Genomic DNA, 24666 nt, shown 5'->3' on the forward strand with positions numbered 1-24666 from the left:
AGCAATTTCCTGCAGATATGACGCAGGTCACACATGGGCCATGCAAGCCGACCGCGGACCCGCGTATGTGACCCGCCTGGCCCCATCAGGTTCATTTCCGGCCGATGAACGCGACGTACAGCGTAGCGCCTGGATCAATCGCACTGCAACGGCAGACGCCTGCCTTTATAATCCGCCGCTTCAGCCAACCGGAGTCCGTCATGCCGAACATTCACCTCAACGATCTCAGTGCCGAAATCGAGGCCAATGTACGCCGTAGCCTGCATGAGGACATCGGCAGTGGCGACATCACCGCCCAGCTGATCCCCGAGGCCCGTCTGGCGCACGCCACGGTGATCACCCGCGAGGCGGCGGTGATCTGTGGCGTGGCCTGGGTGGACGCGGTGTTCCGCCAGCTCGATCCCCGGGTCTCGGTGCACTGGCAGGTGCAGGATGGCCAGCGGGCATCCGCCAACCAGGCCCTGTTCCACCTGCAGGGTCCGGCCCGCGCCCTGCTCAGCGGTGAACGCAGCGCCCTGAACTTCCTGCAGACCCTGTCCGCTGTCGCCACCCGCTGCCAGCACTACGCCGATCTGGTGCAGGGCACCGCCGTCAAGCTGCTCGACACGCGCAAGACCTTGCCCGGCCTGCGCCTGGCGCAGAAGTACGCGGTGACCCAGGGCGGCTGCCACAACCACCGCATCGGGCTGTTCGACGCCTTCCTGATCAAGGAGAACCACATCGCCGCCTGTGGCGGTATCGCCGCCGCCGTGACGGCCGCCCGACGCATCGCGCCGGGCAAGCCGGTGGAGGTCGAGGTGGAAAGCCTGGAGGAACTCGAGCAGGCCCTGGCCGCCGGCGCCGATATCGTCATGCTCGATGAGCTGTCGCTGGAGGACATGCGCCGCGCCGTGGCGATCACGGCGGGCAAGGCCAAACTGGAGGCCTCGGGCGGCATCGACGAAAGCACGCTGCGCTCGATTGCCGAAACCGGCGTGGACTACATTTCCATCGGCACCCTGACCAAGGACGTCAAGGCGGTGGATCTTTCGATGCGCCTGTCGTTGTGAATCGCCTCTGAATATAACACCGGCGCCTGAGGGCGCCGGGATTGTTTCAGTCAGTCAACGTCGGGGCTGACCAGCAGCCGCTTGCGCTCCGGAAAGAACAGGCGCTCCAGCTCGCCGCCGGGATTGTCCGCACGCATGAAGGCTTCGCCGACCAGAAAGGCGTAGACCTCGCTGATTTCCATCAGCTCCACGTCGGCGCGGTTGAGGATGCCGCTCTCGGTCACCACCAGGCGGTCGCGGGGGATGCGCGGCAGCAGGTCGAGGGTGGTTTCCAGGTTGACCTCGAAGGTGTGCAGGTTACGGTTGTTGACCCCCACCAAGGGGGTATCCAGCACGTTCAGCGCCCGCTCCAGCTCGTCACCGTCGTGCACCTCGACCAACACGTCCAGCTCGAAGGCCCTGGCCGTCGCCGCCAGCTCGGCCATCTGCGCATCGGACAGGGCCGAGACGATCAGCAGCACGCAGTCGGCGCCCAGCGCGCGGGACTCGACGATCTGATAGGGGTCGATCATGAAGTCCTTGCGGATCACCGGCAGCGAGCAGGCGCTGCGTGCCTCCTGCAGGTAGCGGTCGGCGCCCTGGAAGAAGTCGATATCGGTGAGGATCGACAGGCAGGTGGCGCCGCCCTCCTGATAGCTCCGGGCGATTTCCGCCGGCACGAAGTTCTCGCGCAGCACGCCCTTGCTCGGCGACGCCTTCTTGATCTCGGCGATCACCGCCGGCTCCTTGCTGCGCGCCTGTTCGATCAATGCCGCCGCGAACCCGCGGGGAGCATCGGCGGCACGCGCTTCACGCTCGACCTCCGCCAGGCTGACCACGGCACGCCGCGCAGCGACCTCCTCAGCCTTGCGGGCAAGAATCTTTTCCAGAACGGTGGGAATGCTCACCCTTCATTCTCCTGTTTGAATACGGCGGTAAAGGACACCAGCTCTTCCAGTTTCTCCCGCGCCAGGCCGGTATGCAGGGCATCGTGGGCCAGGTGCAGGCCGTCGCGCAGGCTCTCGGCATGGTCGGCGGCATAGAGCGCGGCACCGGCATTGAGCACGATCATGTCGGCGGCCTTCTGCCCGTTCTCGGTCTTGCGCCGACCCAGGGCGTCACGGATCAGTGCCAGGGACTGCTCGGCGCTGTCCACGGTCAGGCCGATCAGGCTCTGGCTCTTGATGCCGAAGTCTTCCGGCTGGATGCGATACTCGCTGACCACGCCGTCCTTGAGCTCGGCGATGAAGGTCGGCGCGGCCAGGCTGATCTCGTCGAGGCCATCCTGTGCATGCACCACCAGCACGTGCTCGCTGCCGAGCCGTTGCAGCACTTCGGCCATGGGCCGGCACAGCGCCTGGCTGAACACGCCGATCACCTGGTGCCTGACCCCGGCCGGGTTGGTCATCGGCCCGAGCATGTTGAAGAGGGTGCGCAGCCCCAGTTCACGGCGCGGGGCGATGGCGTGCTTCATGGCGCCGTGATGGGCGGGAGCGAACATGAAGCCCACACCGACGCCTTCCACGCAACGCGCGACCTGCTCGGGCGTCAGATCGAGGTAGACACCGGCCTCCTCGAGCAGATCGGCGCTACCGCTCTTGCCCGAGACCGCCCGGTTGCCGTGCTTGGCCACCTTGCCGCCAGCGGCGGCGACCACGAAGGCCGCCGCGGTGGAGACGTTGAAGATGTTCATGCCGTCGCCACCAGTGCCGCAGGTATCGACAAGCCGCTCGGCGTCGATGCGCACCGGCGCCGCCAGCTCACGCATGATCTTCGCCGCACCGACGATCTCGTCGATGGTTTCGCTCTTCATGCGCAGGCCCATGAGGAAGGCACCGATCTGCGCGTCGGTGCATTGCCCGGTCATGATTTCGCGCATCACGTCCTGCATTTCCTCGGTGGACAGGTCGAGCTGGCCGACGATGCGGTCGAGGGCTTCCTTGATATTCATGGGCGCACGCCTCCGGTCTGCTTGAGGAAGTTGGCGAACAGCTCGTGACCCTGTTCGGTGAGGATGGATTCGGGATGGAATTGCACGCCCTCGATATTCAGGGTCTTGTGCCGCAGGCCCATGATCTCGTCGACGGTACCGTCCTCCAGCTGCGTCCAGGCAGTGATTTCCAGACACTCGGGCAGGGTTTCGCGCTTGACCACCAGGGAATGGTAGCGGGTCACGGTCAGCGGTTCGTTGAGGCCGGCGAACACGCCCAGGTCACGATGGAATACCGGGCTGGTCTTGCCGTGCATGACCTGGCGGGCGCGCACCACATCGCCGCCGAAGGCCTGGCCGATGGACTGGTGCCCCAGGCATACGCCGAGAATCGGCAGCTTGCCGGCAAAGTGCTCGATCACGGCCAGGGAAACGCCGGCCTCGGTGGGGGTGCAGGGGCCCGGCGAGACCACGATGCGTTCCGGGGCCAGGGCTTCGATCTGCGCGACGCTGAGTTCGTCGTTGCGGATCACCCTGACCTCGGCACCCAGTTCGCCGAGGTACTGCACCACGTTGTAGGTAAAGGAGTCGTAATTGTCGATCATCAGCAGCATTGTGCTTAACCCTTTGATTCTGACGCGCTTGTTTATCAAGCCCTGGTCTGCGACCGTCTGCCTGCCGACTGCCTGCGAGTCGGTCATGGAGCGGGAACAGAGGCAACGTAAAGCGTCCGGCTGTGCCGGAACGAGGGGATCAGGCGCGCCAGCGCCAACGGGCATGCGCTTTGATGACTCGCATCAAAAGGGTACTGCTGACTATCACGGGGGAGGTCTCGCACTGCAATTGCTGCACATTAGCCCAGGCACGGTACATGGCGCAATATCGAGCGCCTCGTGGCGCTCGATCGGCGCGGCAGGAGTCACTGGCACTCACGCGATGGCCCGCGTCAGTCCCGCCCCTGCGACACCTGTCGGACATAGGCCTGGCACGCGCCTAGGGCGATGATGGCCTGGTCGCCTCGCTCGGCGATGCCGACAATTCGTTGAGCAGCTCCCGGGTCAAGGTCGCCTCGAACGCCTCCATCCACCAGGCGTCCGGCGCCGGTGGCGGTTGGCACTGCGCCGTCCCCACCTGCAGCGGCGGGGACGGCGGCGAGTAGGACTGACAGGCGCAGATCAGCAGTAGCCAGGCGATCACGCAGGCGCGCAGCAGTGTATTGGGCATCGGTTCGCTTCCTGTATTCGGTTTCGGACGAAGCCTGCAGCTGACGTTCGAGCTGCAGGCGCTTTTCCTGTTCGCGCTGTGCCTGGCCGGCGGCGGCGCGCTGGATCTCGGCGAGGGTGGCGGCGTGCAGCTCGTCGCGCCGGGCGATCTGCTGTTCCAGGCGCCAGCCCTGGACGACCCAGCCGAGGCCGGCACCGCCAGCGAGTGCCAGCACCAGCAGCGCCACGCTCGCCAGCAGGCGGTAGTTCGACAGCCAGTTCATGCCGCCACCTCGCCGCCGCAGGCGCTGTACATCGAGACCAGGTCGTCAGCGTCCGCGGTTTCGGCGGCGCGTTCGTCCGCATAGATTTCCAGCAGCGCCGCCAGGTCGTGCTCACGCTGGCCGTAGCCGGCACCCGGCAGGCTGGCCCAGATCGGCGCCGCGACAGTGATGGCCCGGGTGATGCGACCGCCCTGGATATGCGGCAGAGCCCCGCACTCGGCGAGCAACTTGACTGCTGCCAGGTCCTGCGCCTCGGGTGTGAAGCGGCCATGAAAGTGGTAGAGCTGCACGATGGCGTCCCAGGTACGCGCCAGGAACTGGTAGCGGCCAGCGGCCGTGGACTGTATGCCGTAACGTGGCAGCTCGACGCACGCGCGCGGGTGCCTGCTGTAGTCGTCGAACAGATTGCCGCCGACGATGACGTTGTAGCCATCATCGCTGGCCTTGACGGTGGAAGTACCCTCGCTCCAGGCGAGCATGTCCAGGAAGGCGAGCACGTTGGCACCACCAGCCTGGGTCGTCGATAGTCGGGCCATGGGATTGTCTCCGGATATGGGAAAGCCCGCACGGGGCGGGCTTTGGTGGACGGGCTAGCGGGGCCCGTAGGCGCTGGTGGTGTTGCCGATCCGCGCCATCAACGAGCGGGTATTGGCCTTGAGGGTGCCATCGTTGCGATCCATGCCATTGGGCGAATCATCGGAATCACCGGGGCCGGCCAGCCACTGGAAACGCAACACGTGATTGGCATCGAAGTACTTGTGCAGCTCGGTGAAGTATTTGCGCATGCCCGATACGTGATCCGGGCCGCCAAACTCGCCAGCGATGCCCTGCTTGCCGTTGGCCTTGAGCCAGTCGATGAAGGGGTACCAGTCAGCCACGCGCTCGCGGTAGTTGACCGACTCGTCGGACTGACTCCATTTCCCGCCACCGTCACCCTCCTTGTCCGGGTACTGGTGCGCTTCGTAGAGCAGGCGCCCGGCCGGGTCCGCAAGCGCCTTGAGCATGTCGGAGCGGCTCAGCCAGTGCTTCGCCGAACTGAAGGCGTTGCCCGCCACGCTGATGAAATGGCGCGAATCCACGGCGCGCACGGCCGTGATCAGGCTCTGCACATTGGCGCTCCACAAGTCTTCGACATCGACCCCGCCATCGGCCTCGTCCCCGGTATTGTGCGGCTCGTTCATCAGCCCGTAACCGAACAGGCCGGCCTCGTCCTCGAACTCGCTCGCGATGGCGGCCCAGATACGCGCCAGCAGCGGGTAGTCCACCGGGCAATCCGGCGCCCCGATCGACGTCCAGAGTGCATAGCCACCGCCCCAGGCTTGCACGGTGCGGCCACTGACAGGCCCGGATGCGGGGACATACCAGCGGCAGTAGTTGTGCATATCGAGCAGGCAGAAGCCCCCCCAGCTGTGCACGTGTCGGACGGCCTTGCGGATTTCCTCGATGTAGCCCTGGCGCAAGGTGAAACCGCCAGCGCCATCGAGAATGGCGATGCGCTCACCGGCGAACGGCAAGCGCACGGCGAATGGCTTGCCCTGCAGATCACCGGCATAGGACGCCAGGTAGTCGGGCTGGTGCCCACGTGGCGCGATGGTGCGGTAGTGCGTGTCAAGCCGGGCTGTGGTGATGGCGTCGACATAGGGGTTGTTGCCCAGCCCCGCGGCGTTGAAGCCGATCAGCGGGAACTCGCCGGCAGCGGCCATCCGGTCAAAGGTCTTGATGCTCATGGGTGTTTCCTCCAGACATGAAAAAGCCCGCACGGTGGCGGGCCAGGGTGAGTACGGCGGCACGGGCGTGCCACGCGTACGGGTTTCGGATATCGGTTGATGCGACCGGGTTATTCGTCCCGGCCCTTCGGCGCCTTATCGTGCGGGGTACCCGCACGCCGGCGAATGGCAGTCAGCAGCAGCGTGACCACCAGCCCGGCGCCGGCAAAGCCGGCGGGGCCCGGATAGGCGAACGGGCGGATGCCATAGAACTGGAAATCGGTGATCGCCGGGGCACACAGATAGCCCATCACCGCCGACGTCAGAAAGAACGCCAGTCGATGCCACATCGGCAGCTTCTGGGTGGTGGTGAAGTACACCAGTGCCCCGAGCGACGCCCCGATGGCCGCTTCGCCGTCGATGGACGCGAGCGGCGCGGCGAGATTGGCGCCAAGCACGCCGAGCCATACGGTGCCGCTGAACTCGTTCATTGTTATTGTCCTCCCCGAGGCCGATGGCCCCGACGGTTACGCCGCCCCCTCGAACGACAAAGCCCCGCACGCTGGCGGGGCTTGGCTAAAGAAAGGTCGACTTGTTGCGGCGCGCCTTCAGGAACGCGCAAGCCGAAGAAAAGTCGCAAGGCCGGCTGACTGCTCGCCCACCTCTCCGACGTTGATGAATGTATATCCCCCGATTCCCGGACTCACAAGGCACCTGCGGCCATCAGCGGAAACCCACTGGAAAAAAACGGAAACGCTCGGGCTTGGTACACATCGCCCCACCAATCCAGCGCACACGGCCTGGCCGACACGCTGAGCGGAAGCGTGTCGCTGGCGCGACAGAACTCTGGAGGCGTGCGCGCGGAACGGCGCTGCAGGTTTCTGCCTGCCGGATCGGCAGGCTACGGAAATGCGAAGCGCGCTCAGGCGGCGCGCTTCAGGAGTTGGCCCTGGATGGACTTGTGTGCCTGCCCCAGGCGTCGATAGTACTGCGAGCGGCTGCAAGCGCATGCCGCCCATTTCTCGCTTGGCGAATCGGCGTGAGCGCAATAGTGCTCGATGACGACCTGCCGCTGCTCGGGCGACAGGTGCTTGCTGACGATCCATTCGATCTCCGCCGTTCTGTCGAGCAGAACCCGGCTGCCGCGCGCCCCACGGATCAGCACCCCTCGGGAGGCCATCAGCGAGGCGATGAGATTGCCGCCCAAACCGGAGGCAAGGTCGGTTTCGCCGCCCTGCCGCCCAACGGCCCATGACTGCAACGCTTCATCGATATAGGAAATCATCGTGCTCCTCCTGCCACCCTGTTGGCGGCCAGACGACTGGATGGCCCATGAGCGCTGTCTGCGCGGGCCGGGTTGAAGAACGGGTCGAGCCTTACCGGTGATCGGCTGAAAGAAAAATAATCACGAATCGTGTTTTATTCAAGGCGCGAGTTGCGCTATAAATATTTCACATCGTGATTAACGGAGCGTTTTCATGGAAACCCTCGGGCAACGCATCAAGCGCCTGCGCAAGCACAGAAGCCTTAGCCAGCAGCTACTGGCCGAGGCCTGCGGCTGGTCATCGCAGTCGCGTATCGGCAATTACGAGAGCGACCTGCGCGAACCCAGCCTGGCGGATCTGCTGCTGCTGGCCCCGGCGCTTGGCGTCAGCATCGCCGAGCTCGCCGGCAGTGAGGCGCTCCCCGTGCCGGCGGATACGTTGGACGTGGGCCACGCTCGCGGCGGCGCGGTGCCGGTGGTGGGACATGCGCAGCTGGGCAGCCACGGCTACTTCGAAGAGATCGACTTTCCCGTCGGCCATGGAGACGGCTGTCTGCGCATCCACAGCGACGATCCGAACGCTTACGGCTTGCGGGTGAGCGGCGACAGCATGCATCCGCGGATCAAGAACGGGGAGTACGTGCTGATCGAGCCGAACAAGCCCTTCCACGCTGGCGACGAGGTGATGGTGCGCACGCTGGATGGGCAGGCGATGATCAAGGAATACATCTACCTGCGCGACGGCATGTACCGTTTCGACAGCGTCAACCAGAACCATCCGCCCATCCATATCCCCCAGGACAAGGTCAGCAAGATTCACCTGGTGGGCGGCATCCTCAAGTCGTCGCGTTTCACCGAAGAATGATCACGCCCCTTTATCAACCAGAGCCAAGAGTTCCGCGCCCCATGAACACTCAGCCTGAGCCGCCACTGCCGCTGCAGACGCTGGAGCTGCTTTTCCGCACCCACGGCGACGTGCTGGTGCCCATCGACCGGGTGCGCACGCTGTATTTCCGCCACCTGAGCCCCGACAACTTCATGCGGGCCATCGCATCCGGGCGCCTGAACCTGCCGATCACCACCCTGGACAGCAGCGCCAAGGCGCCCAAATTCATCGAGCTGCACCATCTGGCCGCCTACATCGACAGCTGTGCCGGCTCCGCCAATGCTCAGCCCCATGTGCAGCCTGGCAGCCCCACGACAGCGCTCGCGAGCTGAAGCCGTGCGCAGGGCGTGGCGGCGGCGTGATCGCGGAGATGGAAGCCCATGAAGATGGAAACCCAAGCACCGCACCAACGAGCGGCAAACTGACCATCCACGAACAGGCCGGTGCCTGCCTCGACGCAGGCGCAGCACTGGCCAATGTAGTGATCTAATTCTCATGGCCGCCTCGATAGAATCCGAGACTAGGATCTGAGCATTGCACTGGTCTGTCACGATCTGGGCTTGGTCAACAGAGCAGTGCGCCGCTGGTTGGCCCAGGTAATCTTGGCCAAGCAGGTGCCGATAAGCACTGACGCCCAAAAAGTATCGTATTCCAAATCTCGAGCGTGAGAACCAACGGCTACGAGAAGACGTTGCAATAATAAAAAGGCATCGACCTTCTTAGCCTGAGAACTGAAGTATCCCATTGCTTAACTTATCAGTTTCAGAAGGACGCCGGCATGCCTCGGCTATACAAGCCGCTGAATTTGGATCGCTTCAGGCTTTACGCGATTAAACAACGAATGAGGCATGCGGCGAGAGTTGATGAGCCGGAGCTACATCACAGGGCAGTCATTATGGCAGGTGGAGAGTCACGGGGTCGCTACATCGACTGCCGATCGCAAAGTGCCAATGATCACTGATCTATCCTCGCCGGGGTACTGGCTTTGTAATCGCTCGGCCACTTGGAGGGGCGTCTCACCCTCGCTGTTGAGCTTCGACCTATCAGCGCCATGCAAGAGAAGAAATCCCAAATTCTCGGGCTGATTGAGGATGGCTGCGCTGTGCAAGGGGGTATGGGTACGCTCGCCCAGAGCGGAGCGAATATCGGCATTCACATCCAGACCGTGAGCCAAGAATCGCTCAGCAAGCTCGAACCGCTGAGGCAGTTCAGATTCAAGCACAAAGGCGATCCCACCATCGGCCTGCAACTGCTGAATATCATCAGGCCCCATACGAAAGGTGATCAGGTACTGGCGACAGATCGGGGCCGGCACGAAGAACCCATTGCCTGGCTCACTACAAAGAATGAGTTGCTGGACTCGATAGTTTGTCATTGAGTGGATCGCCGCTGATAAGAAGACAATCACTGCCAGGGTAATGAGCCCGAGACCGATCCGCTTGATCATGAGTGCAGGCCTGCTGCTGTGGAGGAACAGAAGGCAATAGCTCTTCGCACCACATAACGGCCGCGCATGGCACTCATCACCCTCAAGTCAGCGCGGAAGCGGCGGCTGATTTCACTACGCACTGTATTGTAAATTTTGGCATCCATCAGATCAGTAGCCGTCGCGTTCTTGAACCAGTGCTTGGCAGCCTTCTTTCCGAAACCCTTGATTAGCTTATTTGCATTGGGCCCGCCGTGAAAGAGTGTAGAAACGAGGGCATCCACATACCCCATCGTATAGGAGGCATCAATAGCAGCGACAAGTAATCCCTGCGCGAAGTTGCGAGTGCTAACGGTTACGATCATCGAATTGATGAGCGCACCGTCATGAGGAAAAAAATATTTAAGCGCCTGGCGGGTTTCGCTCTCGTCGAGAACCAGTTCGTCCGCAGTAAATGTGCGCAGGTATATGATGCTTCCCATGATGGACACTCTATTTACTTTAGCCTGCGTAGCATATTGCCGAGGGAGGGCATCGCACCGGACGAATCTCGCACTTTGAAAATTATTTGAAGTGGACAGAGCAGACCCTATGCTAAAGCCCCGTCCACCTTGTTTCAGCACCTCCACTTCGAGCGCGTTAGAGCGAGCTCTGCTCGGCCAGGGCCACGGCCTTGAACATGGCGCGCCGCTTGTTCAGGGTTTCTTCCCATTCCAGGGCGGGCACCGAGTCGGCGACGATGCCGGCACCGGCCTGCACGTGCAGCTCGCCGTCCTTGATCACCGCGGTGCGGATGGCGATGGCGGTATCCATGTTGCCGTTCCAGGCGTAGTAGCCCACCGCGCCGCCATAGACGCCGCGCTTGACCGGCTCCAGTTCGTCGATGATTTCCATGGCGCGGATCTTCGGTGCGCCGGACAGGGTGCCGGCCGGCAGGATGGCGCGCAGGGCGTCCATGGCGCTGAGGCCCCGCTTCAGTTCGCCGGTGACGTTGGAGACGATGTGCATGACGTTGGAATAACGCTCGATGACCATCTTCTCGGTCAGCTTGACCGAGCCGATTTCGGAGACACGGCCGGTGTCGTTGCGGCCCAGGTCGATGAGCATCAGGTGCTCGGCGACTTCCTTGGCGTCGGACAGCAGATCCTGCTCCAGCGCCAGGTCGGCCTCTTCGCTGGCGCCCCGCGGCCGGGTACCGGCGATGGGGCGCACGGTGACCAGGTTGTCCTCGACCCGCACCAGCACCTCGGGCGAGGAGCCGACGACGTGGAAATCGCCGAAGTTGAAGAAGTACATGTACGGCGTCGGATTGATGCAGCGCAGCGCACGGTACAGGTCGATGGGCGCGGCCTTGAAGGGAATCGACATGCGCTGGGAGATCACCACCTGCATGCAGTCGCCGGCAAGGATGTAGTCCTTGATGGCATTGACCGAACGCTCGTAGTCGTCGCGGCTGAAGCTGGAGCGGAAGCTCGGCTCCTCGCCCATGGCGCGATTGAGGTCCACGCCCAGACGCGGGGTGAACGGCTGGCGCAGCTTGTGCAGGATGGCCTGCAACTGCGCCTGGCCCCGCGCAAAGGCGTCGGCCTCGGCCGGATCGACCAGGACGATGGCGTGCATCTTGCCGGCCAGGTTGTCGAACACCACCACCGCGTCGGAGACCATCAGCAGGATGTCCGGCGTGCCCAGCGCATCGGCATTGACGCCCGCGGCCAGCCTCGGCTCCACGTAGCGCACGCTGTCGTAGGCGAAGTAGCCGACCAGGCCGCCGTTGAAGCGCGGCAGACCGGGGATGGTCGGCACGCGGTAGCGGGCCTTGAAGGTCTCGACGAACGCCAGCGGATCGGCGCATTCATGGCGCTCGACCTCGATGCCGTCGCGGCTGACCACCACTTCATGGCCATGCACGCGCAGCACGGTGCTCGCTGGCAGGCCGATGATCGAATAACGGCCCCATTTCTCGCCGCCCTGCACCGACTCGAGCAGGTAGGAATTGGGCGCGTCGGCCAGTTTCAGGTAGATCGACAGCGGGGTGTCGAAGTCGGCGATGGTTTCGCAGGCAAGCGGAATGCGGTTGTAGCCTTCGGCGGCCAAACGCAGGAATTCTTCGTGGAGCATGATCAGCCTCGTGGCTTGGGGAATCGGTCAGGTGCGAACGGGCCGCCTGTCGCGGCAGCAGAATGTCAGGCGCGCCAGCGCCAACGGGCCAGGGCCTTGATGACTTTCATCCAGAGTTTGCAGGTGACCACCACGGGAGCATCTCGAAGGGGGAAAACGAGCGGCCAAGGTAGCAGCTGCAAGCTGCAAGCTGCAAGCTGCAAGCTGCAAGCTGCAAGCTGCAAGCTGCAAGCTGCAAGGCAGCGTGGCTGACGCCCACTGTCGCGGTCAAGCTGTCGCCTTTGCGCTTTTTCAACCTGCACGGGACTCGGCAATAAGGACGCAGAATTGCTGCATTTGTGTAGGAGCCGCGACCCCGCGGCGAATCGTGGCCATACCGCGATTCTTGCAGCATGGCCACTACCGCATCGCGCCGGGGTCGACGCTCCTACTGGTGTTGCGAACGGGCTCTTGCAGGCCAAGGATCAAGACGGGTTCTACAGAAGCTCGGCGAGGTTATCGACGACGAGGCTCGGTTCTTCCTCGGCCACCGGCCGACCGTGGTTGTAGCCGTAGCTCACCGCCACGCAGGGCACGCCGGCGGCGCGAGCGGCCAGCACGTCGTTGCGTGAGTCGCCGACGAACAGTGACTGCGCTGGCGTCACGCCGGCCAGGTGCATCACCTGCAACAACGCCGCCGGATCGGGCTTCTGCTGCGGCAGGGTGTCGCCGCCGATGATCCAGCGGAAATATCCGCCCAGGCCGACCTGCTCCAGCAGCGGCGCGACGAAGCGCTCCGGTTTGTTGGTGACCACGGCCAGCTCGACGGCGGCGCTGCTCAGGGCTTCCAGCAGTTCGTGGACGCCGGGATAGAGCACGGTCAGGTCATGACAGTCGGCGTAGATATCGAGAAAGCGCGCCAGCGCAACGTCAGCTTCTGCATCATCCACGGCGCTGTGCTCGATATCACCGGCCAAGGCGCGGCGCACCAACACGCGCGCGCCGTTACCAACCCATTCACGAACCTGCTCGACGCCGGCCGGCTCACGCCCCAGCTCGATCAGCATGCGGTCGACGGCGGTAGCCAGATCCGGCACCGAATCGACCAGCGTCCCGTCCAGGTCGAACATCACCAGGCGCGGCAGCTCACCGGCGCACAACTCGCGCAGCGCTTTCATCCACGCACCTGGGCCAGTTCGACACGCATGGCGTCGATCACCGCCTTGTAGTCCGGCTGGTTGAAGATCGCCGAGCCGGCGACGAAGGTATCGGCACCCGCTTCGGCGATCTCGCGGATATTCTTGGCGCTGACGCCACCATCGATTTCCAGGCGGATATCGCGGCCGCTGGCGTCGATCAGGGCGCGGGCTTCACGCAGCTTGTCGAGGGTGCCGGGGATGAATTTCTGGCCACCGAAACCGGGGTTGACGCTCATCAGCAGAACCATGTCGACCTTGTCCATCACGTACTTCAGTACATCCAGCGAGGTCGCCGGGTTGAACACCAGGCCGCACTTGGCGCCGCCATCCTTGATCAACTGCAGGGAGCGGTCGATGTGCTGACTGGCTTCCGGATGGAAGGTGATATAGCTGGCACCGGCTTCGAGGAAGTCGCCGATGATGCGATCCACCGGGCTGACCATCAGGTGCACGTCGATGGGCGCGGTGACGCCGTACTTGCGCAGCGCCGCGCAGACCATCGGGCCGATGGTCAGGTTGGGCACGTAGTGGTTGTCCATCACGTCGAAGTGAACGATATCGGCGCCGGCGGCGAGCACGTCATCCACTTCCTGGCCCAGGCGGGCGAAGTCGGCGGAGAGGATCGACGGGGCGATGGCGAAGGGTTGCATGGCGCACCTCTGAGAACCTGTTTACGATCTCGCGAGCTAGAGCCAGGCTAGGCAAAAACAGGCGAGGAAGCGGAGTTTACTGAAGTAAATGAGCATTTCGAGCCTGTTTTTAACGACGCCTGGCCGACGCGCAGCAGATCGTAAGCAGGTTCGGAGTGCTGGATCACGGTGGCGCGCATTGTAACGGCTCGAACGCCATCTCGCAGCGCCGAGAACAATGATGCCGCCGGCGATCCGCCCGACCAGGCGCACTGCCTTCAGTGTGCGTCGAGCAGTTCCAGCAGCGCCTGGCGCAGTTGCTCCGCGGCCAGCGGCTTGTGCAGCAGCGGGATACCGCTGGCTTCGGCCTCGCGCAAGCGTTCGGGCGCGGTGTCGCCCGTGACCAGCAGCGCGGGGATATCGCTGCCGTAATGCGCCCTCAGCATACCGATGACCTCGGCACCGGTCTGCCGCTCGCGCAAGCGGTAATCGCAGATGACGGCCTGCGGCGCCAGCGTCCAGTCGAGCGAGAAGACCTCGTCGAGGGACTCCACCGTGCGGCAGTCGCAGCCCCAGTTGCTCAGCAAGTGACGCATGGCCAGGCGCACGGACTCGTCATCGTCGACGACCAGCACCCGCTTGCCCCCCAGGCTGGCATTACGCTGGGCCTGGATCGACGGGTTTTCCAGGGTGCCGGCCGGCAGCGCATCCTGCGCCAGCGGCACTTCGACACGGAATACGCTGCCGCGCCCCAGGCGCGAGACGAGGGACAGACGGTGGCCCATGGAGCGCGCCAGGCCTTCGGCGATCGCCAGCCCCAGGCCCAGTCCCTTGCGCCGATCCCGCTCCGGATTGCCCAACTGATGGAATTCGCGGAACACTTCACGCTGCTGCTCCGGCGCGATACCGATCCCCGTATCGAAGATTTCTATGACGGCCTGCCGGCCACGGCGGCGACACGCCACCAGCAGGCCGCCCTGCTCGGTATAGCGAATGGCGTTGGAAATCAGGTTGCGCAGCACCATCTCCAACAGAGTCGGATCGGCAACCACAACGTGCCGGGTTTCCCGGGAGCGATAGATCAGCGCCTTGGCATCCGCCTGTGGCGCCAGTTCCTGCTCCAGTTTGTAAAACAGCGACTGCAGCGCGAACGGCATGGGTTTGGGGCGCACGACCCCGGCCTCGATACGGGAAAAATCCAGCAGCGTGTTCAACATGTCCGCCGAAGCGATGCCGGCCGCTCTGGCATTCTCGAGGCCCTGACGCTGAACATCGTCCAAGCGGCTGTAGGAGAGCGCCTCGAGGAACAGGCCCAGGGCATGGATCGGCTGGCGCAGGTCGTGGCTGGCCGCCGCGAGGAAGCGCGACTTGGCCTGGTTGGCCCGCTCGGCTTCTTCGCGGGCGGCGCTGGCCAAGGCCTTCTCGGTCTCCAGCCGCGCGACCAGGTCGAGGTTCTCGAAACCCAGCTTGATCGAATTGTTCAGACCACGACCGATGATCCGCGCCTGGCCGTACTGACCGGCCACGTACAGCAGGCAACAGACCCCAATCGCCTGATAGAGCAGCCCGTCCATGGTCAGGAAGCGGATTGCGGCCAGCAACATGAGCGGCAGCATCAAGCCCAGGTAGAGCCGGATGATCGGCGACAACAGCGACACGGCATTGCTGCTGATGGACGCCATCAATGCGAGTAGCAGGGCGGTAGCGGCGGCGGGCGAGTTTTCCTGTACCACCAACCAGCAGAACACGCCCCATACCGCGCCTTCGTAGAGCTTGCCGAACAGCAACAATCGCACGATGCGAGGCATATCGGCGTGCTGGAAACCAAGCCGGAGCGTACGCCGGGCGTACCAGACCTGTAGCCCACGCGCGAACATGATCGCCAGGTACCAGATACCCAGGCCCAAGGGATCGATGATGGCGCCCCGCACATCCACCTGACGACTCGACTCGGCGGAAATGGCGACCTGCACCTCGCCGCTGGAGAAATAGAACACCACCACCAGCAGGGTGGCCAGCACCGCCCCCACCAGCAGCGAGTCCGCGATACCACCGAGCACCAGCCGCAGCCGCTCGGCGTAGACCCGCGGGTCGTCGGTCAACGAATCAGCCCCAGCCGGCGTGCGGCGAACGCCGCTTCCGAGCGGCTGGAAACCTGCAGCGCCGCCAGCATGGCCTGTACGTGCCCGCGTACCGTGTGTTCCGACAGGTTCAGGCGCCTGCCGATCATCTTGTTCGACAAGCCCTGGCACAGCAGATCCAGCACTTCGCACTGGCGCGGCGTAAGCCTGGGGCGGCTCGGAATGGCAATACCGCGGGCCGCCGCCAGGGCACCGTCGTCGGCCAGCAGCTGGCGAATCTGCTGCAGCATGCGCTCGGGTCGCTCGGTCTTGGAAATGAATGCCAGAGCACCGCGCTCGACGGCTTCGCTGACCACCTCGGACAGGTCGAATGCCGAAACCATGACGACCTTGGCGGCCGGCCATTTGCGCCGCAACGACTCGATCCCCTCCAGACCGCTGACGCCCTGCAGTTGCACATCCAGCAGCACCAGGAGCGGTTCGACGCCGGCAAGGCGCAACGCCTGTTCCAGCGAACAGGCCTCGTGAATCTCCACGCCCTCCAGCCCGGCCTGCAGCACCATGGCGATTCCGGAACGAAACAGGGCGTGGTCGTCGATAAGCAGTATGGGCGTGGTTTTCATCGGCCTATGAAAGCGCTTCCTCTATCGCCGCACAAGCCCCGCCAGCCAGTCCATATGGACTATGGGAAAACCACGCGCGCCGACTTATGGTTCGCCTCACTCGCCCATGCGCCGCGAACAGCAATGCCTCCGCATGCCAGCGAAAGCCTCTTATCCCACAACGCCCCTGCACGGCCGCCAGTGCCGCGTATGGCAACCTGGAACGGCCATGCCCAACAATCGCCACCCTGGCGGCGCCAGCAGCCGCTGGATCTCCGCGTTCGCCTCCGCCGTGCTCTGCTCCACGGCCTACGCCCAGGTCGCCCCGGACGCCGGGCAGATCCAGCGCCAGATCGAGCAGGAGCTGCGCACGCCCGATATCCAGCAGCCACCAAAGGCGGTGACGCCCGAGACGGTGGTGGATACCTCCGGGCCCCAGGTCGTCATCCGGCGGATCGAGCTGGAAGGCGCCAGCCTGATTCCCCACGACCAACTGATCCGCCAGTTCGAGCCCTACCTGAACCGCCCCATCAGCCTGGGCGAACTGCAAGCCGCCGCCCAGACCCTGGTCGGCGTGTACCGCGAGCGCGGCTGGTTCGTCCGCGTCCAGTTGCCCGAACAGGATGTCAGCGACGGCACCCTGCGGGTTCGCGTGATCGAGGGGCGCTTCGGCCGCATCGACCTGCAACCGGGCGACAGCCGCGCCAATGCCGAGTTCGTCGCCAACACCGTCGGCCGCCATCTCGAGGCCGGCCAGCCCTATTCCCTCGCGGCTCTCGAACGCGGCCTGCTGCTGGCCAACGACCTGCCCGGCGTGCGCGCCGACGGCACCCTGCGCGCCGGCCAGGCACAAGGCACCAGCGACCTGGCCCTGCGCGTGAGCGACACACCGCTGCTCAGCGGCGCGCTCGGCGCCAGCAACTACGGCAACCGCTTCACCGGGCGCGGCCAGGGCTTCGCCAGCCTGGCGCTGAACGGCCCCAGCGGCTACGGCGATCGCCTGCAATTGAGCGGCCTGCTCGCCGAGCACCTCGACTACCTCGGCGCCGACTACAGCCTGCCGCTGGGCCATGACGGCCTGCGCGCCAGGCTCGGCTACAGCCAGGTGCACTATCGCCTCGGCAAGGACTTCGCCATTCTCGACAGCCAGGGCGAGACCCGCACTGTCCGCGCCGGCCTGGACTATCCCCTGCTGCGCAGCAGCCAGCACAACCTGTGGCTCAGCCTGGAACAGGCCCAGGCCCGCCAGGAGGACGAAACCCTGGGCATCACCCTGCGTGAACGCCGCCTGGACACCACCACCCTGGAACTGCGTGGCGATGCCCGCGACGCCTGGGGTGGCGGTGGCCTGAACAGCGGCCGCCTGGCCCTCAGCGGTGGCCGCGCCGACCTGCGCCTGGCCGCCGACCGCGCGCAGGACGCTGGCGGCGCCGGCATCGACGGTGGCTTCGCCCACCTGCGCCTCGACCTGCGCCGCGACCAGCTGCTCGCCCCGTCGCTGTACCTGCGCGGTCGGTTCAGCAGCCAGTTGGCCTTCGACAACCTCGACTCCTCCCAGCAGTTCAGCCTCGGCGGCCCCTACGGCGTACGCGGCTACCCGGTCAACGAGGCCAGCGGCGACAGCGGCGCCCTGCTGCAACTGGAACTGCACAGCCTGCTGCCCTGGGCCGGCATCCCCGGCCTGGACGGCTACGCCTTCCTCGATGGCGGCGTGATCCGCCAGCGCCACACCACCTGGCAGGGCTGGGATACCGCCGACAGCGGTCGCAACAGCTACGCGCTCTACGCCGCAGGCCTGGGCCTGTCCTGGAGCCACCCCAGGGGTTTCGCCATCAACGGCGTGCTGGCGACCCCCCTGGGCAACAACCCCGGCAGCGGCGAAAGCGACCACGACCAGGACGGCACCCGCAGCGGCCCACGCGCCTGGCTGAGCCTCAGCCAGGCGTTCTAGACCAACGACCGGCGGCCTGACTCGCCCTTGATCCCATGCCGGTTCACCGGCACCGAATCCCTCGCAGGGAGGTACACCGACATGTGGCACCACGGCAGCATCAACCGCGCTTATCGACTGGTCTTCAACCGCGCCCGGGGCACCTGGGCCGTGGCCCCGGAAACCGCCCGGGGCCAGGGCAAGGCTGCGGCGGCCGTGGGCGGCGCTACCGTCACGGGGCAGTTCGCCTTCTCTGCGCGCCGGCTGCGCCTGGCGATACTCGCCGGCCTCGGCCTGCTCGCCCTGCCCTCGTCGGGCTTCGCCCTCGACGCCGGCGCCCTGCCCAGCGGTGGCCAGGTCATTGCCGGCCAGGCCGATATCGGCCAGAGCGGCACCAGCCTCACGGTGAACCAGGGTTCCGACCGCGCCATTATCGACTGGCAGTCCTTCGATATCGGTAAAGACGCCAGCGTGCGCTTCAACCAGCCCGGCGCCCATGCGGCAGCGCTGAACCGGGTCACCGGCGGCAGCCGTTCGCAGATCCTGGGCAACCTCTCGGCCAATGGCCAGGTGTACCTGGTCAATGGCGCCGGCGTGCTGTTCGGCCAGAGCGCACAGGTCGACGTCGGCGGGATCGTCGCCTCGACCCTGGCCATCAGCAACGAGGATTTTCTCGCCGGCAAGGATCGCTTCACCCTGACCGAGAACAGCACCGGCGAGGTGATCAACCAGGGCAGCATCACCGCCACCAACGGCACCGTGGCCCTGCTCGGCACCTCCGTGAGCAACACCGGCAACATCCAGGCCGATGGCGGCAATGCCATTCTCGCCGCCGGCCGGGAAATCACCTTCGCCGCCGGCGCCGACGGCCACCTGCAGATCGCCGTGGACGCCTCCGAGCTGCAACTGGCGGTGCACAACGGCGGCGCCATCGTCGCCGACGGCGGGCAGATCGTGCTCAACGCCCAGGGCGCCAATGCCCTGGCCTCGGCGGTGGTCAGCAACAGCGGCACCTTGCAGGCGCGTACCCTGGCCGAGCGCGAGGGCAGGATCCTGCTGCTGGCCGATCTCGACAGCGGCGGCCGCGCCGAAGTGGCCGGCACCCTGGATGCCAGCGCGCCCGCCGCTTCCAACCCCAAGGGCGGCAACGGCGGCTTCGTCGAGACCAGTGCGGCCAAGGTCAGCATTGCCGCAGGCACCCGCGTCAGCACCAAGGCCGAGCAGGGCCAGACCGGCACCTGGCTGATCGACCCCACCGACTTCACCGTGGCCGCCGGCAGCGCGACGAAGACCGACAGCGGCATCGGCGCCGAGACCCTCAACGCCAACCTGGCCAACACCAGTGTCACCCTGCAGACGGTGGCGACCGGCAGCGAAGCGGGCGACATCAATGTGGATGCCGCCGTGGCCTGGAACTCAGACACCACGCTCACCCTCAATGCCCACGGCGATATCAATATCAATGCCGCCATCACCGCCACCGGCGAGAGCGCCGGGCTGGTGCTCAACCATGGCGGCTACGCCCAGAACGGCACGGTCGCCAGCGGCAGCGACTACAACATCAGCGCGCCGGTCACGCTCTCGGGCAGCAATGCGAGCCTGAGCATCAACGGCGAGGCCTACACGCTGATCCACAGCATGACGCAGTTGGACGCCATCGACAGCACCGGCCTGGGCGGGCGCTATGCCCTGGCGCAGGATCTGGATGCCAGCGGCACCACTTACGGCCAGGCAGTGGTGGGCAGCACCTTCACCGGCATTTTCGCCGGGCTGGGGCACAGCATCAGCGACCTGACCATCGAATCGGCCCATGGCTATCTCGGCCTGTTCGGGAGTACCGGCACCGACGCGCTGATCCGCGACATCGGCCTGCTGGGTGGCAGCGTGACGGGCACGGGTACCGGCTACAACCACCTCGGCGGGCTCGTCGGCTACAACTACGGCGGCACCATCAGCAACGCCTATGCCACCGGCAGCGTGACCGGCACCGGCACGTACAACTACCTCGGCGGGCTCGTCGGCCTCAACTACTACAACGGCACCATCACCAACGCCTATGCCACCGGCAGCGTGACCGGCACCGGCACGTACAACCGCCTCGGCGGGCTCGTCGGCTACAACAACAACGGCACCATCAGCAACGCCTACGCAACCGGCAGCGTCAATAGCACCGGCACGTACAACCACCTCGGCGGGCTCGTCGGCCTCAACTACTACAACGGCACCATCACCAACGCCTACGCCACCGGCAGCGTCAACGGCACCGGCACGTACAACCGCCTCGGCGGGCTCGTCGGCTACAACGACGACGGCACGATCAGCTATGCCCACTGGGACAGCGGCTCCACCGGCCAGTCCCAGGCCGTAGGCACCGGGACAAGCGCCACCAACACCACCGATATCGCCGCCAACCGCTACGCCCATACCGCCTACGCCAGCTTCGGCACCTGGAGCGAAGACGCCCCCGGCGTCTGGGTCGCCCGCGATGCCGATGGCGCGCCGCAGTGGGTGATGCTCGAAGGTTCGACCCGGCCCTTTCTCTACAGCGAATACAGCACCAGCATCGGCAATGCCCACCAGTTGCAACTGATGGCCCTGGATCTGACGGCGACCTACACCCTGGCCGCCGACATCGACGCCAGCGCGACCGATGGCAGCAACGCCAGCGGCATGTGGAGCACGGCCGGCTTCGATCCCATCGGCGACGCCAGCAATGCCTTCACCGGCAGCCTGGACGGCCAGGGCCACGTGGTCTTCGAGCTGAGCATCAACCGCGCAAGCGAAAGCTACGTCGGGCTGATCGGCCATGCCGGCAGCGGCAGCAGCATCCGCGATATCGGGCTGACGGATGCCGAGGTGAACGGGGGCGACTACGTCGGCGTGCTGGTGGGCTCCAACAGCGGCAGCATCGGCAACGCCTGGAGCAGCGGCAGCGTGTCGTCCGGCGGCAGCAACATCGGCGGCCTGGCGGGCTCCAACCAGGCCAGCGGCAGCATCGACGAGGCCTCTTCCGCAGCCGAGGTATCGGGCGCCAACGTAACCGGCGGCCTGGTCGGGCAGAACCACGGCAGCATCACCGGTTCCCATGCCAGCGGCAGCGTCACGGCCACGACTGACAACATCGGCGGGCTCGTCGGCTGGAGCGGCGGCAGCATTGCCGACACCTATGCCAGCGGCAGCGTACAGGGCGCCAACAACGTCGGCGGGCTGGTCGGCGGCAACTCCGGCAGCATCGATGACGCCCATGCCAGCGGCAGCGTCAGCAGCAGCGGCAGCGGCAGCGGCACGAACAACGACCTTGGCGGGCTCGTTGGCTACAACGACGGCGGCACGATCAGCAATGCCTACGCAACCGGCAGCGTCACCAGCTCCGACGTGAACAGCTATCTCGGCGGGCTGGTCGGCTACAACAACTACGGCACCATCACCAACGCCTACGCAACCGGCAGCGGCACCGGCAGCGGCACCAGCACAGCCAACTACCTCGGCGGGCTCGTCGGCTACAACAACTACGGCACCATCACCAACGCCTACGCCACCGGCAGCGTGACCGGCACTGGCACAACCAACCACCTCGGCGGCCTCGTCGGTTTCAACGACGGCGGCACGATCAGCAACGCCTACGCAACCGGCAGTGTGACCGGCACTGGCACAACCGGCCTCAACGTCCTCGGCGGGCTCGTCGGCTACAACTACAACGGCACCATCACCAACGCCTACGCCACCGGCAGCGTCAACGGCTCCAGCACGTACAACACCCTCGGCGGGCTCGTCGGTTTCAACGACGGCGGCATGATCAGCGATGCCTTCTACGCCACCACCGATGCCAACGGCAATCTCATCAACAGCGGCTCCGGCTACAACGCCCTGGGCACCGCCAAGACCCTGGCCGAATTGCAAGACCTGTCCACCTTCGCCGCCTGGGGCAGCGACATCGACGCCCAAGGCGGCAGCGGCAGCGTCTGGCGTATCTACGATGGTTATACCACCCCGCTGCTGCGCAGCTTCCTGACCCAGGTGACGGTGAGCGCCGACCTGTCCGCTGCCGGCAAGACCTACGACGGCAGCGCCGCCAGCGGCACCAGCAGCTACACCACCGACCTGACGGGCGCCAGCCTCGACGGCAGCCTGAGCTACGCCACCGACTCGAAGAATGCCGGCACCTACAGCACTGTCGATGGCAACCTGATCTTCGACGGCCTGTACTCCGGCCAGCAGGGCTACGACATCCGTTATGCGAACGCCGAGTTGGCCATCGACAAGGCCGACCTCACCGTCACTGGCCTTTCCGCCAACAACAAAACCTATGACGGCACCGCTGCCGCTGCCCTGAGCGGCACTGCCAACGTCACGGCCATAGGTGCCGACCAAGTCGCCATAAGCGGCACCGGCACCGGCGCCTTCGACGACAAGAACGCCGGCACCGGCAAAGCGGTGACCGTCACTGGCTACACCCTGAGCGGTATCGATGCCGACAACTACAACCTGCTCCAGCCCACCGGGCTGACAGCTACCATCAACAAGGCCCAGGCCACGGTGACTGCCAATAGCGCCAGCGTCACCTACAACGGCCAGCAGCAGAACCTGTCGGGCTTTACCGCCAGCGGCCTGGTCAACGGCGAGACCGAAAGCGTGCTCGCCGGTGTGACCACCAGCGGCGGCAACGGCATCAATGCCGGCAGCTATCTGCTGGCCGCCAGCGGCAGCGATGGCAACTACACGCTGACCTTCGTCGATGGCGCCCTGACTATCGACAAGGCCGCCCTGACCGTCACCGCCAACGACGCCGGCAAGACCTACGACGGCCTGGCCTGGAGCGGTGGCAACGGCCTCAGCTACAGCGGCTTCGTCAATGGCGAGAACGAATCCGTACTCGGCGGCAGCCTGGCCTACGGCGGCGATGCCCAGGGCGCAACCAATGCCGGCAGCTATGCGCTCGACGCCAGCGGCCTGACCGCCGGCAACTACGCCATCAGCTACCAGGGCGGTACCCTGGCGATTGGCAAAGCCCAGGCCACCGTCACTGCCAACAGCGCCAGCGTCACCTACAACGGCCAGCAGCAGAATGTTTCCGGCTTTACCGCCAGCGGCCTGGTCAACGGCGAGAGCGAAAGCGTGCTCGCCGGCGTGACCACCGGCGGCGGCAGCGGCACCAACGCCGGCAGCTACCTGCTGACCGCCAGCGGCAGCGATGGCAACTACAACCTGACCTTCGTCGATGGCGCGCTGACCATCGGCAAGGCCCAGGCCACCGTTATCGCCAACAGCGCCAACGTCACCTACAACGGCCAGCAGCAGAACGTATCGGGCTTTACCGCCAGCGGCCTGGTCAACGGCGAGAGCGAAAGCGTGCTTGGCGGTGTGACCACCAACGGCGGTAGCGGCATCAACGCCGGCAGCTATCTCCTGACCGCCAGCGGCAGCGATGGCAACTACGCACTGACCTTCGTCGATGGCGTGTTGATTATCGACAAGGCGGCCCTGACCGTCACCGCCAATGACGCCGGCAAGACCTACAACGGCCTGGCCTGGAGCGGCGGTAATGGCGTCACTTATAGCGGCTTCGTCAACGGCGAGAACCAGTCCGTGCTCGACGGCACCCTCGTCTACGGCGGCACCGCCCAGGGCGCGGCCAATGCCGGCAGCTATGCCCTCGACGTCAGTGGCCTGACCGCCGGCAACTACGCCATCCGCTACCAGGGCGGCAACCTGACCATCGGCAAGGCCCAGGCCACCGTCACTGCCAACAGCGCCAGCGTCACCTACAACGGCCAGCAGCAGAGCGTAGCGGGCTTTACCGCCAACGGCCTGGTCAATGGCGAGACCGAAAGCGTGCTCGGCGGCATCACCACCAGCGGCGGCAGCGGCATCAACGCCGGCAGCTATCTGCTGACCGCCAGCGGCAGCGATGGCAACTACGCGCTGACCTTCGTCGATGGTGCTCTGACCATCGGCAAGTCCGCCCTGACCGTCACCGCCAATGACGCCGGCAAGACCTACGACGCGCAGCCGTGGATCGGCGGCAATGGCGTGACCTACAGCGGTTTCGTCGGCGGCGAGACCGACGCCGTGCTCGGCGGCGATCTGGTCTACGGCGGCAGCGCCCAGGGCGCCGTGCAGGTCGGCGACTACAGCATCAGCGTTTCTGGCCTGGCAGCGGACAACTACGCCATCGCCTACCTCGATGGCCGCCTGCTGATCGAGGCCCAACCCGAGGTTCCGCCGTTGCCCGGAACGCCGGCCGGCCCGACGGCGGGCGATATCGAGCGGCCCGTGCGCCAGGACGAACGGGAACGCCTGGCACGGGTCGGGATGGCCGGCGACGGCGCTGCGCGACTGCACCGCAGCGTGGCCGACCTGCCACTGCAACTGGCGGAAAACTTCATCCGCCTGGAGGAGTGA

Annotated in this window: 20 protein-coding genes; 5 read left to right on the top strand and 15 right to left on the bottom strand. The window is 65.3% G+C overall.

What is annotated here, in order from left to right; translation table 11 throughout:
- The first annotated feature begins 200 nt into the window (after positions 1 to 200).
- Positions 201 to 1049 (top strand): carboxylating nicotinate-nucleotide diphosphorylase, encoded by an 849-nt coding sequence (gene nadC / locus DNK34_RS20630; protein ID WP_131177138.1) that lies wholly within the window; start codon positions 201 to 203, stop codon positions 1047 to 1049.
- Positions 1050 to 1099: 50 nt separating this feature from the next.
- Here the strand turns inward: nadC and trpC are convergent, their stop codons facing one another.
- The 8 genes from trpC to DNK34_RS20670 all read right to left on the bottom strand — a co-directional run bounded on the left by trpC (position 1100) and on the right by DNK34_RS20670 (position 7435).
- Positions 1100 to 1936, bottom strand: coding sequence for an indole-3-glycerol phosphate synthase TrpC (gene trpC / locus DNK34_RS20635; protein ID WP_131177137.1), 837 nt, complete (start codon positions 1934 to 1936; stop codon positions 1100 to 1102).
- The gene (gene trpD, locus DNK34_RS20640) at positions 1933 to 2979 is read right to left on the bottom strand and encodes an anthranilate phosphoribosyltransferase (RefSeq protein WP_131177136.1); all 1047 of its coding nucleotides are present in this window, start codon (positions 2977 to 2979) and stop codon (positions 1933 to 1935) included. Before trpD ends, trpC begins: the two co-directional genes overlap by 4 nt.
- Entirely contained in the window at positions 2976 to 3572 is a 597-nt protein-coding gene (locus DNK34_RS20645; RefSeq protein WP_131177135.1) for an aminodeoxychorismate/anthranilate synthase component II, read from the bottom strand. Before DNK34_RS20645 ends, trpD begins: the two co-directional genes overlap by 4 nt.
- Before the next feature lie 332 nt (positions 3573 to 3904).
- Entirely contained in the window at positions 3905 to 4444 is a 540-nt protein-coding gene (locus tag DNK34_RS20650) for a lysis system i-spanin subunit Rz (RefSeq protein ID WP_131177134.1), read from the bottom strand.
- The gene (locus tag DNK34_RS20655) at positions 4441 to 4980 is read right to left on the bottom strand and encodes a glycoside hydrolase family 24 protein (protein WP_131177133.1); all 540 of its coding nucleotides are present in this window, start codon (positions 4978 to 4980) and stop codon (positions 4441 to 4443) included. Before DNK34_RS20655 ends, DNK34_RS20650 begins: the two co-directional genes overlap by 4 nt.
- 54 nt (positions 4981 to 5034) lie before the next feature.
- Positions 5035 to 6171, bottom strand: coding sequence for a glycoside hydrolase family 5 protein (locus DNK34_RS20660; RefSeq protein WP_131177132.1), 1137 nt, complete (start codon positions 6169 to 6171; stop codon positions 5035 to 5037).
- Between the two features lie 110 nt (positions 6172 to 6281).
- On the bottom strand, positions 6282 to 6641 hold the full coding sequence (locus DNK34_RS20665; protein WP_131177131.1) for a putative holin: 360 nt from the start codon (positions 6639 to 6641) through the stop codon (positions 6282 to 6284).
- Positions 6642 to 7072: 431 nt separating this feature from the next.
- Positions 7073 to 7435, bottom strand: coding sequence for a PA0613 family protein (locus DNK34_RS20670; RefSeq protein WP_131177130.1), 363 nt, complete (start codon positions 7433 to 7435; stop codon positions 7073 to 7075).
- 193 nt (positions 7436 to 7628) lie between these two features.
- On the opposite strand from DNK34_RS20670, the gene DNK34_RS20675 reads away from it, so the two are divergent.
- Together DNK34_RS20675 and DNK34_RS20680 are read left to right on the top strand one after the other, a co-directional pair.
- Positions 7629 to 8279 carry an XRE family transcriptional regulator gene (locus tag DNK34_RS20675; RefSeq protein ID WP_131177129.1) on the top strand — a complete coding sequence of 217 codons (651 nt, stop codon included), beginning with the start codon at positions 7629 to 7631 and terminating at the stop codon, positions 8277 to 8279.
- A 41-nt stretch (positions 8280 to 8320) separates the two neighbouring features.
- Complete coding sequence (locus tag DNK34_RS20680) at positions 8321 to 8632, top strand: pyocin activator PrtN family protein (protein ID WP_131177128.1); 312 nt, start codon at positions 8321 to 8323, stop codon at positions 8630 to 8632.
- A gap of 578 nt (positions 8633 to 9210) precedes the next feature.
- Here DNK34_RS20680 and DNK34_RS20685 read toward each other — a convergent pair.
- From DNK34_RS20685 to DNK34_RS20715, 7 genes are all read right to left on the bottom strand, one after another.
- A complete protein-coding gene (locus tag DNK34_RS20685; RefSeq protein ID WP_131177127.1) occupies positions 9211 to 9747 on the bottom strand; it encodes an ankyrin repeat domain-containing protein in 537 nt (178 codons plus the stop codon).
- Positions 9744 to 10208, bottom strand: coding sequence for a hypothetical protein (locus DNK34_RS20690; RefSeq protein WP_131177126.1), 465 nt, complete (start codon positions 10206 to 10208; stop codon positions 9744 to 9746). Before DNK34_RS20690 ends, DNK34_RS20685 begins: the two co-directional genes overlap by 4 nt.
- Before the next feature lie 157 nt (positions 10209 to 10365).
- Positions 10366 to 11844: an anthranilate synthase component I gene (gene trpE / locus DNK34_RS20695; protein ID WP_131177125.1), complete on the bottom strand. Its 1479-nt coding sequence runs from the start codon at positions 11842 to 11844 to the stop codon at positions 10366 to 10368.
- A gap of 476 nt (positions 11845 to 12320) precedes the next feature.
- On the bottom strand, positions 12321 to 13001 hold the full coding sequence (locus DNK34_RS20700) for a phosphoglycolate phosphatase (protein WP_131177124.1): 681 nt from the start codon (positions 12999 to 13001) through the stop codon (positions 12321 to 12323).
- Entirely contained in the window at positions 12998 to 13672 is a 675-nt protein-coding gene (gene rpe / locus DNK34_RS20705; RefSeq protein WP_131177123.1) for a ribulose-phosphate 3-epimerase, read from the bottom strand. Before rpe ends, DNK34_RS20700 begins: the two co-directional genes overlap by 4 nt.
- Before the next feature lie 257 nt (positions 13673 to 13929).
- Positions 13930 to 15753 (bottom strand): ATP-binding response regulator, encoded by a 1824-nt coding sequence (locus DNK34_RS20710; protein WP_131177122.1) that lies wholly within the window; start codon positions 15751 to 15753, stop codon positions 13930 to 13932.
- A complete protein-coding gene (locus DNK34_RS20715) occupies positions 15750 to 16355 on the bottom strand; it encodes a response regulator (RefSeq protein ID WP_131177121.1) in 606 nt (201 codons plus the stop codon). Before DNK34_RS20715 ends, DNK34_RS20710 begins: the two co-directional genes overlap by 4 nt.
- A 208-nt stretch (positions 16356 to 16563) precedes the next feature.
- Between DNK34_RS20715 and DNK34_RS20720 the strand changes: the two genes are divergently transcribed.
- Positions 16564 to 18285 carry a ShlB/FhaC/HecB family hemolysin secretion/activation protein gene (locus DNK34_RS20720; RefSeq protein WP_165496954.1) on the top strand — a complete coding sequence of 574 codons (1722 nt, stop codon included), beginning with the start codon at positions 16564 to 16566 and terminating at the stop codon, positions 18283 to 18285.
- 81 nt (positions 18286 to 18366) lie between these two features.
- On the top strand, positions 18367 to 24666 hold the full coding sequence (locus tag DNK34_RS20725; protein ID WP_131177119.1) for an MBG domain-containing protein: 6300 nt from the start codon (positions 18367 to 18369) through the stop codon (positions 24664 to 24666).

Origin of the sequence: Phytopseudomonas dryadis, assembly GCF_004327355.1 — a bacterium.
In the GTDB taxonomy this organism is placed as follows: domain Bacteria; phylum Pseudomonadota; class Gammaproteobacteria; order Pseudomonadales; family Pseudomonadaceae; genus Aquipseudomonas; species Aquipseudomonas dryadis.